Annotated in this window: 13 protein-coding genes; 4 read left to right on the plus strand and 9 right to left on the minus strand. The window is 72.7% G+C overall.

Annotation, left to right across the window (positions count from 1 at the left end; genetic code table 11):
* The first annotated feature begins 176 nt into the window (after positions 1-176).
* The gene (locus tag ACIBAE_RS27025; RefSeq protein ID WP_399290275.1) at positions 177-650 is read left to right on the plus strand and encodes an ATP-binding protein; all 474 of its coding nucleotides are present in this window, start codon (positions 177-179) and stop codon (positions 648-650) included.
* A 95-nt stretch (positions 651-745) separates the two neighbouring features.
* Here ACIBAE_RS27025 and ACIBAE_RS27030 read toward each other — a convergent pair whose 3' ends face one another.
* Positions 746-2,188, minus strand: a complete 1,443-nt coding sequence (locus ACIBAE_RS27030) for a GuaB1 family IMP dehydrogenase-related protein (protein ID WP_399290277.1) — start codon at positions 2,186-2,188, stop codon at positions 746-748.
* A gap of 224 nt (positions 2,189-2,412) precedes the next feature.
* Here ACIBAE_RS27030 and ACIBAE_RS27035 point away from each other — a divergent pair, with 224 nt between their 5' ends.
* Complete coding sequence (locus ACIBAE_RS27035; protein WP_399290279.1) at positions 2,413-3,174, plus strand: SDR family NAD(P)-dependent oxidoreductase; 762 nt, start codon at positions 2,413-2,415, stop codon at positions 3,172-3,174.
* A gap of 52 nt (positions 3,175-3,226) precedes the next feature.
* On the opposite strand, the gene ACIBAE_RS27040 is transcribed toward ACIBAE_RS27035, so the two are convergent.
* The 4 genes from ACIBAE_RS27040 to fmt all read right to left on the minus strand — a co-directional run bounded on the left by ACIBAE_RS27040 (position 3,227) and on the right by fmt (position 7,591).
* Positions 3,227-4,276 carry a sugar-binding transcriptional regulator gene (locus tag ACIBAE_RS27040; RefSeq protein ID WP_399290281.1) on the minus strand — a complete coding sequence of 350 codons (1,050 nt, stop codon included), beginning with the start codon at positions 4,274-4,276 and terminating at the stop codon, positions 3,227-3,229.
* A 79-nt stretch (positions 4,277-4,355) separates the two neighbouring features.
* Entirely contained in the window at positions 4,356-5,039 is a 684-nt protein-coding gene (rpe, locus tag ACIBAE_RS27045) for a ribulose-phosphate 3-epimerase (RefSeq protein WP_399290283.1), read from the minus strand.
* A gap of 141 nt (positions 5,040-5,180) precedes the next feature.
* A complete protein-coding gene (locus ACIBAE_RS27050) occupies positions 5,181-6,614 on the minus strand; it encodes an RsmB/NOP family class I SAM-dependent RNA methyltransferase (RefSeq protein WP_399290285.1) in 1,434 nt (477 codons plus the stop codon).
* 32 nt (positions 6,615-6,646) lie between these two features.
* A complete protein-coding gene (fmt, locus tag ACIBAE_RS27055) occupies positions 6,647-7,591 on the minus strand; it encodes a methionyl-tRNA formyltransferase (RefSeq protein WP_399290287.1) in 945 nt (314 codons plus the stop codon).
* Positions 7,592-7,947: 356 nt separating this feature from the next.
* Between fmt and ACIBAE_RS27060 the strand changes: the two genes are divergently transcribed.
* Entirely contained in the window at positions 7,948-8,502 is a 555-nt protein-coding gene (locus ACIBAE_RS27060; RefSeq protein WP_399290289.1) for a hypothetical protein, read from the plus strand.
* A gap of 337 nt (positions 8,503-8,839) precedes the next feature.
* Here ACIBAE_RS27060 and ACIBAE_RS27065 read toward each other — a convergent pair whose 3' ends face one another.
* The 4 genes from ACIBAE_RS27065 to rpoZ form a co-directional block, all read right to left on the minus strand.
* On the minus strand, positions 8,840-10,987 hold the full coding sequence (locus tag ACIBAE_RS27065; RefSeq protein WP_399290291.1) for a primosomal protein N': 2,148 nt from the start codon (positions 10,985-10,987) through the stop codon (positions 8,840-8,842).
* Between the two features lie 180 nt (positions 10,988-11,167).
* Positions 11,168-12,376: a methionine adenosyltransferase gene (metK, locus tag ACIBAE_RS27070; protein WP_399290292.1), complete on the minus strand. Its 1,209-nt coding sequence runs from the start codon at positions 12,374-12,376 to the stop codon at positions 11,168-11,170.
* Between the two features lie 315 nt (positions 12,377-12,691).
* Positions 12,692-13,924, minus strand: a complete 1,233-nt coding sequence (gene coaBC / locus ACIBAE_RS27075; protein WP_399290299.1) for a bifunctional phosphopantothenoylcysteine decarboxylase/phosphopantothenate--cysteine ligase CoaBC — start codon at positions 13,922-13,924, stop codon at positions 12,692-12,694.
* Between the two features lie 179 nt (positions 13,925-14,103).
* Positions 14,104-14,376, minus strand: coding sequence for a DNA-directed RNA polymerase subunit omega (gene rpoZ / locus ACIBAE_RS27080; protein ID WP_028814064.1), 273 nt, complete (start codon positions 14,374-14,376; stop codon positions 14,104-14,106).
* Positions 14,377-14,425: 49 nt separating this feature from the next.
* On the opposite strand from rpoZ, the gene ACIBAE_RS27085 reads away from it, so the two are divergent.
* Positions 14,426-14,930: IS630 family transposase (locus ACIBAE_RS27085; protein WP_399290294.1), on the plus strand; the 505-nt coding region annotated here is incomplete at its 3' end.

Below are 14,930 nucleotides of genomic sequence, written 5' to 3' on the forward strand. Positions count from 1 at the left end.
CTGGTGGTTCACTTCTCTGCGGGGGCCGGCCGGGGGCGGCGTGGGGCGGGGGCGGCGGTGACCGTCACCCGAAGTAGAACACGAGCTCGCCCGGCCTGTGAGGCACGCGGGGCTGCCCGGCGGCACCCCACGATCTCCGCCGGTGGAAGTCCGATAACGGGGTAAGCGAGCCGGTGATGAGTACCGAGCCACAGGTGGTGGTCGTGGACTCGCCGCACCGGGACAGTGCGGCGGCCCGCGGCGCCGCCGCCGATTTCCTGCAGCAGCACTGCCCCTGGGCCGACCTGGACGCCGTGCTGCTGGTCGTCTCGGAGCTGGTCACGAACGCCATCCGGCACACCTCCGGGTGGTGGCGGCTCCATCTCACCGAGGAGAACGGGACCCTGACGGTGAAGATGGACGACTCCAGCCCGCGGCTGCCGGTCGCACGTCAGCCGGACTTCGCCGGCGGCGGCGGGTTCGGCTGGCACATGGTGCTGCGGCTCGCCGGGCATGTCGAGATCAGCCCACTGCCGGAGGGCAAGCGGGTACAGGCGGTGTGGCGGCGTCAGGCGGCCCCCGACCGGCTGCCGGTCCGTGGTGGGGAAGTAGCGCCCTCCGCCCGCGGGGCGGGCCGCGCGGCGTCCGGTGCGTGCGTCGCAAGGCGGTGAATCACCCTCGTACTGGACGTACTCGGGTGATTCCGACAACACGGCGAGTGTGCGTGCCGGGCGTCGCGGGGCAGGCGGGACGCCCCCGACACGGCCTAGCTCCAGCTGGCGTGCAGCGGCTTGCCCTCGGCGTATCCGGCGGCGCTCTGGACGCCGACGATGGCCTTCCGCTCGAACTCCTCCAGGGAGTTCGCCCCCGCGTAGGTGCAGGAGGAGCGCACGCCCGCGATGATCGAGTCGATCAGGTCCTCGACGCCGGGGCGGGCCGGGTCCAGGAACATCCGCGAGGTGGAGATGCCCTCCTCGAACAGCCCCTTGCGGGCCCGGTCGTAGGCCGACTCCTCGCTCGTACGGTTGCGTACGGCGCGGGCGGAGGCCATGCCGAAGGACTCCTTGTAGATCCGGCCGTCGGCGGACTGCTGGAGGTCGCCCGGGGACTCGTACGTACCGGCGAACCAGGAACCGATCATGACGTTGGAGGCACCGGCCGCGAGGGCCATGGCCACATCGCGCGGGTGGCGCACCCCGCCGTCGGCCCAGACGTGCTTGCCGTGCTTCTTCGCCTCGGCGGCGCACTCCAGGACGGCGGAGAACTGCGGCCGGCCCACGCCGGTCATCATGCGGGTGGTGCACATGGCGCCGGGGCCGACCCCGACCTTGACGATGTCCGCGCCGGCCTCGATCAGATCGCGTACGCCCTCGGCGGAGACGACGTTGCCCGCGACGATCGGCACCCGGGGGTCGAGCGCGCGGACCGCCCTGACCGCGGCGATCATCGACTCCTGGTGGCCGTGTGCCGTGTCGACGACGAGCGTGTCCACCCCCGCGTCGAGAAGCTGCTTGGCCTTGCCCGCGACATCGCCGTTGATGCCGACGGCGGCGGCGATGCGCAGCTTGCCCTCGGCGTCGGTGGCGGGCGTGTAGAGCGTGGCGCGCAGCGCGCCCTTGCGGGTGAGGATGCCGGCCAGCCTGCCCTCGGCGTCGATGGCCGGGGCGAGCTTGCGGTGGGCGGTGTCGAGTGTGTCGAACGCCTCGCCCGGGTTCATGTCCGCGGAGATCAGCAGCAGGTCCTTCGACATGACCTCGGAGAGCTGCGTGAAACGGTCGACGCCGGAGAGGTCGTGGTCCGTGACGATGCCGACGGGCCGCTTCTCGGCGTCCACCACGACACCCGCGCCGTGGGCCCGCTTGGGCAGCAGCGACAGCGCGTCGCCGACGGTCTGGGTGGGGGCGAGCACGATCGGGGTGTCGAGTACGAGGTGGCGCGTCTTCACCCAGGAGACGACGTCGGTGACGACCTCGATCGGGATGTCCTGGGGGATCACGACGAGGCCGCCGCGCCGGGCGACGGTCTCGGCCATCCGGCGGCCCGCGATCGCGGTCATGTTCGCGACGACGAGCGGGATGGTGGTCCCCGTACCGTCCGGGGCGGAGAGATCCACGGCCTGCCGGGAACCGACGGCCGACCGGCTCGGCACCATGAACACGTCGTCGTAGGTCAAGTCGTACGGCGGCTGGATGTCATTGAGGAAACGCATACTGACTCTCTCACCTGCTGTTGTGCGGAAGGGCGGGTGGGGAGTCAGCGTCGGACCGCATCGGCGTTCCGGGCTGCGGCTCCTACGTCATTGTCGCCGATGCCACCGGCTCCTGGCGAACCCGTGCCCGTGCTCTGTGGCTTCCGCCAAGGGCCCGGGTATCACCTTGTACCTTCTGCCCAGAGCCACGGACAAGCCAACCGAACCGAAGGAAGTACCACCGCATGACAGGCGCACTCTCAGGCAGGACAGCTCTCATCACCGGTGGGGGCGTCGGTATCGGGAAGGCGATAGCCCTGGCGCTGGCGTCGGCCGGAGCCGAGATCGCGGTGACCTACCGGACCCACGCTCCGGAGCCCGCGTTCGTCGAGTCGGTGCGGTCACTGACCGGGAAGCCCCCGCTGGCGGTCCAGCTCGACGCGACGTCGGAACCGGACGTGATCACGGCCGCCGAGGTGATCGGGAAGGAGTTCGGCCGGCTGAACATCCTGGTCAACAACGTGGGCGGGCTCGTCCGGCGCTCGTCCGTCAAGGAGATGGACTACCGCCTCTGGAAAGACGTCATGGCCGTCAATCTCGACAGCCTGTTCCTCGTCACGCACCACCTGCTGCCCGTGCTGGACACGAGCGGGGGCCGCGTGATCAACGTGGCGTCGCTCGCGGGACGCAGTGGCGGTCATGCCGGGGCGACGGCGTACGCGACCGCGAAGGCCGCGGTGTTCGGCTTCACCCGGGGCCTGGCGAAGGAACTCGCCGGGGAAGGAACGACGGTGAACGCCCTGGCTCCGGGGTTCATCGAAGCGACCCCGTTCCACGACACGTTCACCACGGCCGAGTCGAAGGCGCAGACCATCGCGGCGATCCCGGCGGGCCGCGCGGGGACGCCGGAGGATGTCGCCGATGCCGCCGTGTGGCTCGCGTCGCCCGGGGCCGCTTACGTCAACGGCACCGTCATCGACATCAACGGGGCGCAGTACTTCGGCTGACCGGCAGCCGGGCCGGGACGGCCGGGGGCCCGGCCCCTGGCAGCCCGGCCGGTCAGTCGCTGTCCGGGTCGGCGCGTTCCAGGGCCGGGCGGGGGCCGGGGCTGAATTCCGTCAGCAGGAAGTCCGCCGCCGCGGTGTCGGTGACCAGGCTGGTGACCAGACCCGAGCGGAGTACGGCGCCGATCGCCTCGGCCTTGCGCAGCCCGCCCGCGATCGCCACGACCTCCGGGATACGGCGCAGCCGGTCGGCCTCGACCGTGATGCACCGCTCGCCCAGATCACGGCCGACCCGGCGGCCATCGGCGTCGAAGAGGTGCGCGGACATCTCGGCGGCGACACCCAGCGAGGCGTAGTGGGAACGCTCCTCGTCGGTGAGCATGTCGTGCACCGTGGAGATCCCCGCCTCCCAGGAGCCGATGGAGACGGCCGCGACCGTGACCTTGTCGAAGTAGTCGAAGGCGCGCGCGATCCCGGTCTGGCCGCGCAGCGCGGCGGCGGTCGCCGGGTCGGGCAGCAGCATCGGCGCGTAGATGGGATGCGCCTCGCCCCCGGACACCTGGGCGGCACGCCGTACGGCCTCGACCGAGCCGCGCTCGGCGGTGCCCGCGTCGTACACCCCGGTGAGCTGGACGACCGTGCAGGGCGGCAGCGCGTCGAGCGCGGCCGCCATATGGATGGTCGACCGGCCCCAGGCCAGGCCGAGCACGTCGCCCTCGACCACCAGCTCGCCGAGCAGATCGGCGGCGACCTCGCCGAGGTTCTCCGGGTCGGGCGACTCGTCGGCGCCCTCGGCGGGCGACTCGACGACCACCGCGTGCCGCAGGCCGTAGCGGGCGCGCAGCGCGTCGGAGCGCTCCGCGTCCAGTTCGGCGGGGACGCGGATCTCGATCCTCACGAGGTCGCGTTCCAGGGCCGTCTCCAGGACCCGGGCCACCTTGAACCGGCTGACGCCGAACTCCTCGGCGATCTGGATCTTGGACTTGCCCTCCAGGTAGAAGCGGCGGGCCATGGCCGCCGCCTGCACCAGCTCCGCGGGTCCCATCCGCAGGGCCGGCCGACCCGCCGACATACCAGACACCGCGATCTCCTCACTGCTGTGCACACTCGGGATTCGCTGTTCATCCTGTCAGATGCAGCGGCCCTTGATCAGCCCTGATGGGCGCCGTTCACGTTCCGGTGGCTCAGTGGCCGCACGCCCAGGAAGCGGTGGCCGTGGCCTCCGTCGCCTGGTTGCGGAGCATCCGGACCGCGGCGGCCGGATCGTCCGTCCCGTACACGGCGGAACCGGCCACGAAGACATCGGCGCCGGCCTCCGCGCACCGCTCGATGGTGGTGGCCGAGACCCCGCCGTCGACCTGGAGCCACAGCTCCAGCCCGTGCTTGGAGATCAGCTCCCGGGTGCGGCGGATCTTGGGCAGCATGATGTCCAGGAACGCCTGGCCGCCGAAGCCCGGCTCGACCGTCATGATCAGCAGCATGTCGAGCTCGGGGAGCAGGTCCTCGTACGGTTCGACCGGTGTGGCGGGCTTCAGCGCCATGGACGCCCGCGCGCCCTTGGCCCGGATCTCCCGCGCCAGCCGTACGGGGGCGGCGGCGGCCTCCGCGTGGAAGGTCACCGACCCGGCGCCCGCCTCGACGAACTGCGGTGCCCAGCGGTCGGGTTCCTCGATCATCAGATGACAGTCGAGGGGGATGTCCGTCGCCCGGCTCAGCGCTTCGACCACGGGCACGCCCAGGGTCAGATTGGGCACGAAGTGGTTGTCCATGACGTCGACGTGCAGCCAGTCGGCGCCTTCGACGGCCTTCGCCTCCTCGGCGAGTCGGGAGAAGTCGGCGGACAGGATGCTCGGGTTGATCTGGGCCATGGTGCCAAGCCTGCCATGCTCCGCACCGCTTCCCGACCGTCGGGTAAGGCCCGTACCCGACGGGCGCGGGACGGCCGCCGGGCGGTACCGGCACAGTCCGCGCAATCCGCCCCTTCCCGCGGTCGTCCGGGTCCCCGGCCGTCAGGCCGTACGGCGCAGCAGCGCCAGGTACATGGCGTCCGTGCCGTGCAGGTGCGGCCACAGCTGGACGTCCGGGCCGTCACCGAGCGCCGGTACGCCGGGCATCAGCGGCCGCGCGTCGATCCATTCGGCCTCGACGGCCGCGCCGCCGCGCCCCTTGAGGACGTCCTCGACGACCACGCGCGTCTCGGCGAGGTGCGGGGAGCACGTCGCGTATCCCACGACACCGCCGACCCGTACCGCGTTGAACGCCTCGCGCAGCAGTCCGCGCTGGAGCGGTGCGAAGCCCTCCAGGTCCTGCGGGCGGCGCCGCCAGCGCGACTCCGGCCGACGGCGCAGCGCGCCGAGGCCCGAGCAGGGCACGTCGACGAGCACCCGGTCGAAGGAGCCGGGCACCCACGGCGGGCGGGTGCCGTCCGCCGTGATCACCTGGTAGGGGCCGGGGTTCCCGGCGAGCGCGCGTTCGACGAGCCGGGCGCGGTGAGGCTGCTTCTCGGCGGCCAGCAGGAAGGCGCCGCGTCCGGCGGCCAGCGCCGCCATCAGGGCCGCCTTCCCGCCGGGGCCGGCGCAGCCGTCGAGCCAGCGCGCGTCGGCGCCGTCCAGCGGGGCGTTGGCGAGGGCGATCGCGACGAGCTGGCTGCCCTCGTCCTGCACACCGGCCCGCCCGTCGCGTACGGCGTCGAGCGCGCCCGGTTCGCCGCCCTCGGCGAGCCGTACGGCGTAGGGCGACCAGCGTCCGGGCAGCGCGGAGTCCTCGCCGACGGCGTCCAGCAGCTCGTCGGTGGTGGATCGGCCGGGCCGGGCGACCAGCGTGACCTCGGGCCGTTCGTTGTCGGCGTCGAGGAGGTCCTCGATGCCGGCGCGGCCGCCGCCCAGCGAGTCCCAGAGCGCGGAGACCACCCAGCGGGGGTGCGAGTGGACGATCGCGAGATGCTCCTCGGCGTCGTCGTCGTACGGCGGGGCGACCCGTTCCAGCCAGGTGTCGAGATCGTCCTTCGAGATCTTCCGCAGCACGGCGTTGACGAACTTGGCCCGCCCGTCGCCGAGCACCACCCGTGCCAGCTCCACACTCGCCGAGACCGCCGCGTGGGTGGGGATCCGGGTCCCGAGCAGTTGGTGCGCGCCGAGCGCGAGGACGTCGAGCACCGGCGGGTCGACCTCGCGCAGCGGCCGGTCGATGCACGCCGAGATGATCGCGTCGTACGTGCCCTGACGGCGCAGCGTCCCGTACACCAGTTCGGTGGCGAGCGCCGCGTCCCGTGCCTCGAAGTCGCTCTTCTCGCGTGCCTTCTTCAGCAGCGGCGGCAGGACGAGGTTCGCGTACGCGTCCCGTTCGTCGACGGCCCTGAGCGCCTCGAAGGCGAGGATCCGCACGGGATCCTTCTTGGGGCGGCGGTACTGCTTGGCGGGACGGCCGGTGGCCTGCTCGTTCAAAGGTGCTCCGCGGTGAGAAGAGTCGATCCCCCTCAGCCTACGTCCGCCGCGCCGAGCCTCTCGCCCGGGGCGATCCGCACCCCGCGCGCCCAGTCGGCGGCGCGCATCGGCTTCTTGCCCTGCGGCTGCACCCAGAGCAGCTCGACGTCGTGCGAACCGGTGCCCACGTACACGTTGTTCTTGCCGACGGCCAGCTCGCCGGGCGCCAGCTCGCCACGGCCGGGCTCCAGTGCCAGCTGGACCAGTTTGAGCCGCTCGGCGCGGAAGACGGTCCAGGCACCGGGCGCCGGGGTGCAGGCGCGGACGACACGGTCGACGCGCAGCGCCGGGGCGGTCCACTCCACCTGCGCGTTCTCGACGGAGATCTTGGGAGCGAGCGAGACGCCGTCGGCGGGCTGCGGTACGGGCTTGAGCGTACCGTCCTCGATGCCGTCCATGGTCGCCGAGAGCAGTCCCGCGCCCGCGAAGGCGAGCCGCGTCAGCAGGTCTCCGCTGGTGTCGGTGGGGCGTACGTGCTCGGTGATCACGCCGTACACCGGACCGGTGTCCAGCCCCTCCTCGATCCGGAAGGTGGCCGCGCCGGTCATCTCGTCACCGGCCATGACCGCGTGCTGCACGGGTGCGGCACCGCGCCAGGCGGGCAGCAGCGAGAAGTGCAGATTCACCCAGCCATGGGCCGGCACGTCGAGCGCGACCCGGGGCAGCAGCGCGCCGTACGCGACGACCGGGCAGCAGTCCGGCGCGATCTCACGCAGCCGGGCCAGGAAGTCCTCGTCGCGCGGCCTGGCCGGCCTGAGGATCTCGATACCGGCCTCCTCCGCGCGCTGGGCGACCGGGCTGGCGACGAGCCTGCGGCCGCGTCCGGCCGGGGCGTCGGGCCGGGTCACGACAGCGGCGACCTCATGCCGGTCGGAGGCGATGAGTGCGTCCAGGGCGGGTACGGCGACCTCGGGGGTGCCGGCGAAGACGAGCTTCATCGGTGGCTGACTGCCTCTCGAACTGGTCGGACTGGGCTGGCGGGGCGGGCTGGGCTGGTGTCTGGCTGGGCCGGCGGCCCGGGCCGCCGGAATCGCGGGCAGCCCGGAAACCACCGGCACGGGCACTACTGGCACGGGTACCTGTGCCAGGCCGTCACGTGCCGTCGTCAAACGGCGCACCAGTCTATGGGGCCGCACCGCAGGGGGCGTACGACGGCCCGCGCGACCCTCCGTAATACGGATACGCCCCGTAGCGTGACCACAACGGCCGGTGGCGCGTTGTCAAGAGAGATTGACCACGCGGGCCGCACCGGTGCGGCCCGGATCCTTTTCCACACCGGTTCGAGAGGCTTTTCATGGCCGACCACGCAACCCACGACGCACAAGCCCGGGCAAGCCTGCACCTGTTGGTGCGGGACATCGAGCGGGTCCGGCGGCAGGTCGACGCGCTGCGCACCCTCACCGCCCAGCTGGGCAATGTGTACCGCCCGCGCCGCTCAGGCCCGTCCACGGGCTTCGTCGTCTACGGCAGGGCCCCCGCTCCGACCGTCCGTCTCGCACAGGAACTCAGAGACAGCGTAGAGACCCTGGTGACCGCGGCAGTGGACTTCGACCGCTCGCTCGGGTTCTCGTGGGACGCGGTGGGTTCGGCGCTGGGAGTCACCAAGCAGGCGGTGCACCGGCGTTACGGTGCCCGGCGGGCCCCCCAGCAGCCCGCCGCGGTCACGGCGGTCGCGGCGAACCGCCCGGGGGACGGCGCCGGCACCACCCCCGCGCCCCGCTCACCCCTGCCGGCCGGCCTGCCCGCGGTCCCCGCCGCCCGCTCGATGCCCCCGCAGCCGACAGCAGGTGCCCACGCGCTGCGCGAGGAAACCCGCCCGGGTGCCTTCCCGGGCCCGCGCGGCGGCTGACCGCTCACGCGGCCCGCGCCGTACGGCTCGTCAGGACGGGTCCGTACGGCGTGGGCGCCGGCAGGATGAGATGGTCCATACGGCGACACATCCCCGGCCGACAACCCCGGCCGACAGCCCCGGGCCGACGGGCCCGGCGCCGCTCACAGCGGCACACGCCCGCACGGCCCCGAGGTTCGCACAGCGAGATCCGAGCACGGCCGGGGCGACCGGCGGCCGCACGCCGCCCCCGCCTCTCCGGTCTTCCGCCCCCTGGCTCCTGGCTCCCGCCCCCTGGCTCCCGGCCTCGCCTGACGTCACCTCGACCCCGCGAAACCTCGAACGCCCCAGCAGCGGGTCAGCCGATGTCCGGCGGATCGATCCTGATCCGGACCGGGTCGCCGCCACCCCGGGCCAGCCGACCGGCTTGAGCCCTCTTCAGCGCCCCGGCGAGCGCCGCGCCGCTACCCGGCGGCACGCGCAGCAGAACACGCTCCCAGTGCTCCCCCGGCGGGGCATCGCCCGGCCTGCGCGGTCTCGCCGGATCCGTCAGCGGCAGAGGCACGGGCCCCAGCACCTCCGCGTCCGCCGGCAGCCCGGCAGCCGACAGGAAGCCGCTCAGCGCATCCGCGCGGCCCGTGACCGCCGCCATCCGGGACACCGGCGGAAATCCCAGCTCGGCCCGGTCCGCCAGCTCGCGCTGCGCGTGTCCCACCGGGTCCCAGCGCACCAGCGCCTGCACCGGCCGCAGCGTCGGCTCCGCGACCACGACGACCGTGCCGCCCTCGCTCTGCCCGCGCACCAGGGCGGCGGCCTGCATCCAGCGCCGCAGCGCCTCCTCCCCCGCCCGCAGATCGGGCCGGCCGAGCATCGCCCAGCCGTCGAGGAGCAGCGCGGCCGCGTACCCGCCCTCCGCCACCGGCTCGGCGCCCGGCGTGCTCACGACGAGCGCGGGGCGGCCCGGTACGGAATCGAGCACATGGTCCCGTCCCGACGTACGGACCGGGACCGCCGGGAACGCCCGGCCCAGCTCCTCCGCCGTCCGCCGCGCCCCGACGACCCGTGCGCGCAGCCGGGTGCTCCCGCACTCCACGCAGCGCCAGTCCGGCTCGTCCCGGCCGCACCATCCGCAGTGCAGCTGCCGCTCCTGCGGGGCTTCCAGCGGTCCCGCGCACTGCCGGCACCGGGCGGGCGTACGGCACCGTTCGCAGGCCAGCCGGGGCACATAACCGCGCCGGGGCACCTGCACCAGGACCGGGCCGCTCTTCAGTCCGTCCCTGACGGCCTGCCAGGCGAGGCTGGGCAGCCTGGCCGCGCGCGCCGCCTCGTCGCGCGCCAGCTCGCCGTCGCCCACGGTGCGTACCAGCGGCGCGGCCGTACGGACCCGCTCACGGTCGGCCGCCAACGGCAGTGCCCAGCCCGTCTCGACCAGCTGGGCCGCTTCCACGGTGCATCCCGTACTGCCGAGCAGGAAGGCGCATTTGTCGTGCGCGGCACGCAGCAGCAGCACCTCCCGGGCGTGCGGCTGAGGTGCGTGCTGCTCGCTGTGGCTGCCGTCCCCGTCGTCCCAGATGGCCACCAGGCCGAGATCCTGGACCGGCGCGAACATGGCGGCGCGGGTCCCGACGACGGCCCGCACCGAGCCGCGCCGGACGGCGAGCCACTCGCGGTACCGCTTCTCGGGACCGGCCTCCGCCGTCAGCAGGGCGTGCCGCCCCTCACCCAGCAGCGCCGTGAGGGCCGCGTCGACCCGCGCCGCGACCCGCCCGTCCGGTACGACGACGAGCGCGCCGCGCCCGGAGGCCAGCGTGGCCGCCACCGCCCGTGCCAGCTCGTCCGCCCAGTGCGGCCCCGGCAGCGCGGTCCATACGGCGCGCGGCGCCCCGCCCCCGGCGAGCGCGCCGAGGAACGCCGCCCCCTTCGCGTAACGCTCCCAGGTCCCCGCCTCCGGAGCGGCCGGTGGAGCCAGCGGCTCCGGGGAGGGCTTCGACTCGGCGCGCGCGTTCCTCGGCGGCACCGCGAGCTGCAGGACGTCCGCGAGGCTGCCGGCGTAGCGGTCGGCGACGGCACGCGCGAGCCCGAGCAGCTCGGAGCTGAGCACCGGCTCCGGCGAGACCACGTCGGCGAGCGCGGCGAGCGGCCCGGCGTAGTCGGACTCGGCCCGCCGCTCCACGACGAACCCGTCGATCAGCCGGCCGCCCTCACGCCGGCCGCCCCGCACCTGATGCGCCCCGGCCCCGAAGCGCACCCGCACCCGCACGCCGGGCCGCGCCGCCGCGTCCAGCTCCTCCGGCACGGCGTAGTCGAAGAACTGGTCAAGATGCAGCACCCCCTTGTTCACCACCACCCGCGCGACCGGCAGCTCCCCGGCCAGCGCGGCCCCCCGCCAGGTCCGCGGCTTCGCCCGCGGCACCTTGGCCTCCCGCACGCTCTCCCGAATGAGCGCGAGCTGCTCAGGCCCGCCACCACCGGCGGGACCTTCGGGCTGCTTGTCGTCGCTGCTCACAGCTTCATACCTACCAGACGGCACCGACACTCCAGGCCCCCCAGGCAACCTCCAGCACCTCCAGCACCTCCACCAACCCCCGGTACCTCCGGCTTCCGGCCGCCCGCACGCCGCCGGACACGGGACGGCCCCGGACACCCAAGGTGTCCGGGGCCGTCGTCGTGAACGGGGCGGGGTGACTCAGACGCCCGCGGCCTTGCGCAGGGCCTCCACGCGGTCCGTGCGCTCCCAGGTGAAGTCCGGGAGCTCGCGGCCGAAGTGGCCGTACGCCGCCGTCTGGGCGTAGATCGGGCGGAGCAGGTCGAGGTCGCGGATGATCGCGGCCGGGCGGAGGTCGAAGACCTCGGCGATGGCCTGCTCGATCTTGTCCGTGTCGACCTTGGCGGTGCCGAAGGTCTCGACGAAGAGACCGACCGGCTCGGCCTTGCCGATCGCGTAGGCGACCTGGACCTCGCAGCGCGCGGCCAGACCGGCGGCCACGACGTTCTTCGCGACCCAGCGCATGGCGTACGCGGCGGAGCGGTCGACCTTGGACGGGTCCTTGCCCGAGAAGGCGCCGCCGCCGTGGCGGGCCATGCCGCCGTAGGTGTCGATGATGATCTTGCGGCCGGTCAGGCCGGCGTCGCCCATCGGGCCGCCGATCTCGAAGCGGCCGGTCGGGTTGACCAGCAGGCGGTAGCCCTCGGTGTCCAGCTTGATGCCGTCCTCGATCAGTCCGTTGAGGACGTGCTCGACGACGAACTCGCGGATGTCGGGGGCGAGCAGCGAGTCCAGGTCGATGTCGGACGCGTGCTGCGAGGAGACGACGACGGTGTCCAGGCGGACGGCCTTGTCGCCGTCGTACTCGATGGTGACCTGGGTCTTGCCGTCGGGGCGCAGGTACGGGATGGTGCCGTTCTTGCGGACCTCGGAGAGCCGGCGGGAGAGCCGGTGCGCCACGTGGATCGGGAGCGGCATCAGCTCGGGCGTCTCGTCGCAGGCGTAGCCGAACATCAGGCCCTGGTCGCCCGCACCCTGCTTGTCCAGCTCGTCCTCGTCGCCCTCGACGCGCTGCTCGTAGGCCGTGTCGACGCCCTGCGCGATGTCGGGCGACTGCGCGCCGATGGACACCGAGACGCCACAGGAAGCGCCGTCGAAGCCCTTCTTCGAGGAGTCGTAGCCGATCTCAAGGATCTTGTTGCGCACGAGCTGGGCGATCGGGGCGTACGCCTTGGTGGTCACCTCGCCGGCCACATGGACCAGGCCGGTGGTGATCAAGGTTTCCACGGCGACCCGGGAGGACGGGTCGTCCCGAAGAAGCGCGTCAAGAATGGTGTCGCTGATCTGGTCAGCGATCTTGTCGGGGTGACCTTCGGTCACGGACTCCGAGGTGAAGAGACGGCGGGACACATCGCTCCCTGAGGTTGCAGCGGCTGCTGGCTGATCGTTGGCGGACCGGCGGGGGGCTGCAGCCCCGCGACGATCCACGACCACTTTATCGGTCGCACGCGCTCACCGGGTGAAGTACCCCGATCTGCGGGATCCCCGTGGCGCGTGGCAGTGCGTGGTGCGGTACGACATTCACCCTCGGTCGGAGGGCGCTACGCCTGTTTTCACCGGTTTTTGGCCACCCGGCGTGTCGATTCTGCCAGGTCGGGGCAAGAAGGGCGCAATGTCGGGGCAAGAAGGGCGCAACAGAGTCGTCACCCGAGGGGGTGCGGCGGGTCAGCCGTCGCCCCGCGTCCGTGCGGTCCGCTCGCCGAGCCTGGGCACCACCAGATCCCAGACGGTGTCCGCGAGTGCTTCCTTGGGGCCGTACGGCACCGGCGTCTCGGCGCCGTCCGCGGCGAGCACGACGGCCTCGTTCTCCTCCGCGCCGAATGTCTTGCGTTCCCCGACCTCATTGACGACCAGCAGGTCACAGCCCTTGCGCCGCAGCTTCAGCCGGCCGTTGGCGAGGACGTCGTCCGTCTCGGCGGCGAAGCCGACGACGACCTGGTCCGGGTGCGCCCGCCCGGCGGAGATCTCGGCGAGGATGTCCGGGTTGCGGACCAGAACGACGGTCGGGGCCTCTTCGCCGTCCTTCTTCTTGATCTTGCCTTCGGCGTAGGTCGCGGGCCGGAAGTCGGCGACGGCCGCCGCCATGACCACGGCGTCGGCGTCCGCGGCGGCTTTCAGCACGGCTTCCCGCAGCTGTACGGCCGTCCCGACATGGACCACGTCCACACCGGCGGGGTCGGTGAACCCCGTGTTGGCCTCGACGAGCGTGACCCTGGCCCCCCGCGCGGCCGCCGTGCGGGCCAGGGCGTAACCCTGCTTGCCCGAGGAGCGGTTGCCCAGGTAGCGGACGGGGTCGAGCGGCTCGCGCGTCCCGCCGGCACTGATCACGACGTGGCGTCCGGCCAGGTCGGGTGCGGAGACACCGCGCGCCAGCACCCGGCGGCAGACCTCGAAGATCTCCCCGGGGTCCGGCAGCCGGCCCTTGCCGGTGTCGGCACCGGTGAGCCTGCCGACGGCGGGTTCGATGACGACGGCTCCACGGCGGCGCAGCGTCGCGACGTTCTCCTGGGTGGCCGGGTGCTCCCACATCTCCGTGTGCATGGCCGGTGCGAGGACGACCGGGCAGCGGGCCGTGAGAAGGGTGTTGGTCAGCAGGTCGTCGGCGAGGCCGTGGGCCGCCTTGGCGAGCAGGTCGGCGGTGGCGGGGGCGACGACGACGAGATCGGCGGACTGCCCGATCCGCACGTGCGGCACCTCGTGGACGTCGGACCAGACCTCGGTGGAGACGGGGTGGCCGGAGAGCGCCGACCAGGTCGGGGCACCCACGAAGCGCAGCGCGGAAGCCGTCGGTACGACCTGTACGTCATGGCCGGACTCGGTCAGCCGGCGCAGCAGCTCGCACGCCTTGTACGCGGCGATCCCGCCCGCGACCCCCAGAACGACCTTCGGCTTGTCCACCGCGTCTCCTTCCACCGTCGTGTCCTTGACCGTCCGCGTCATGACCGGTCCGCGTCATGACCGGTCCGTATCGGTGCTCGGGCGCATCCCTGACCCGCCACACCCGTGCCGCACCACATCCATGACACACCACAGGCCCGGCAGTCGCGCTGCCGGGCCTGGATGAAGAGCGTGTGCGCCTACTGGGCCGGGCCCTCGATGGCCTCGGAGGTCAGCAGACCCGCGTTGATCTCGCGCAGGGCGATCGAGAGCGGCTTCTCGTGGACGTGGGTGTCCACCAGCGGACCGACGTACTCGAGCAGGCCCTCACCGAGCTGCGAGTAGTACGCGTTGATCTGACGCGCGCGCTTGGCCGCGTAGATCACGAGGCTGTACTTCGAGTCCGTGGCCTCGAGCAGCTCGTCGATCGGCGGGTTGATGATGCCCTCGGGCGTGGAAATGGAAGAGGACACTCTCTAGTGTCCTGAGTCGGTAGTTCGCTTGCGGTTATAGGGTGGGGCGATGCCTGGTCCGAAGCCGTTGCCGCTGGAGTTGTCCGATCACGAACGCCGGTTGCTGCGGGGCTGGTTGCGCAAGCAGACGGCGTCGCAGGCGCTCGTGCTGCGGTCGAGGATCGTGCTGGCGTGTGCGGAGGGTCTGTCGAACGCGCGGGTCGCGGACGACCTGGGTGTCTCGCGGGAGACGGTGCGCAAGTGGCGGGCCCGGTTCGCCGCGGACCGGCTGGAGGGCCTGGTGGACCGGCCGCGCTCGGGGGCGCCGCGGAGGATCACGGACGAGCAGGTCGAAGCCCTGGTCGCCAGGACGCTCGGCCAGACACCGCCGACCGGTGATTCGCACTGGTCGACGCGTTCGATGGCCGAGGCGCAGGGCATGTCGCAGTCGGCCGTCTCGAGGATCTGGCGGGCGTTCGGCCTCAAGCCCCACATCGTGGAGACCTGGAAGCTGTCGACCGACCCGCAGTTCGTGACCAAGGTCCGCGACGTGGTGGGCATCTACCTGTCCCCGC

It is taken from the genome of Streptomyces sp. NPDC051569 (genome assembly GCF_044454085.1).
In the GTDB taxonomy this organism is placed as follows: Bacteria; Actinomycetota; Actinomycetes; order Streptomycetales; family Streptomycetaceae; genus Streptomyces.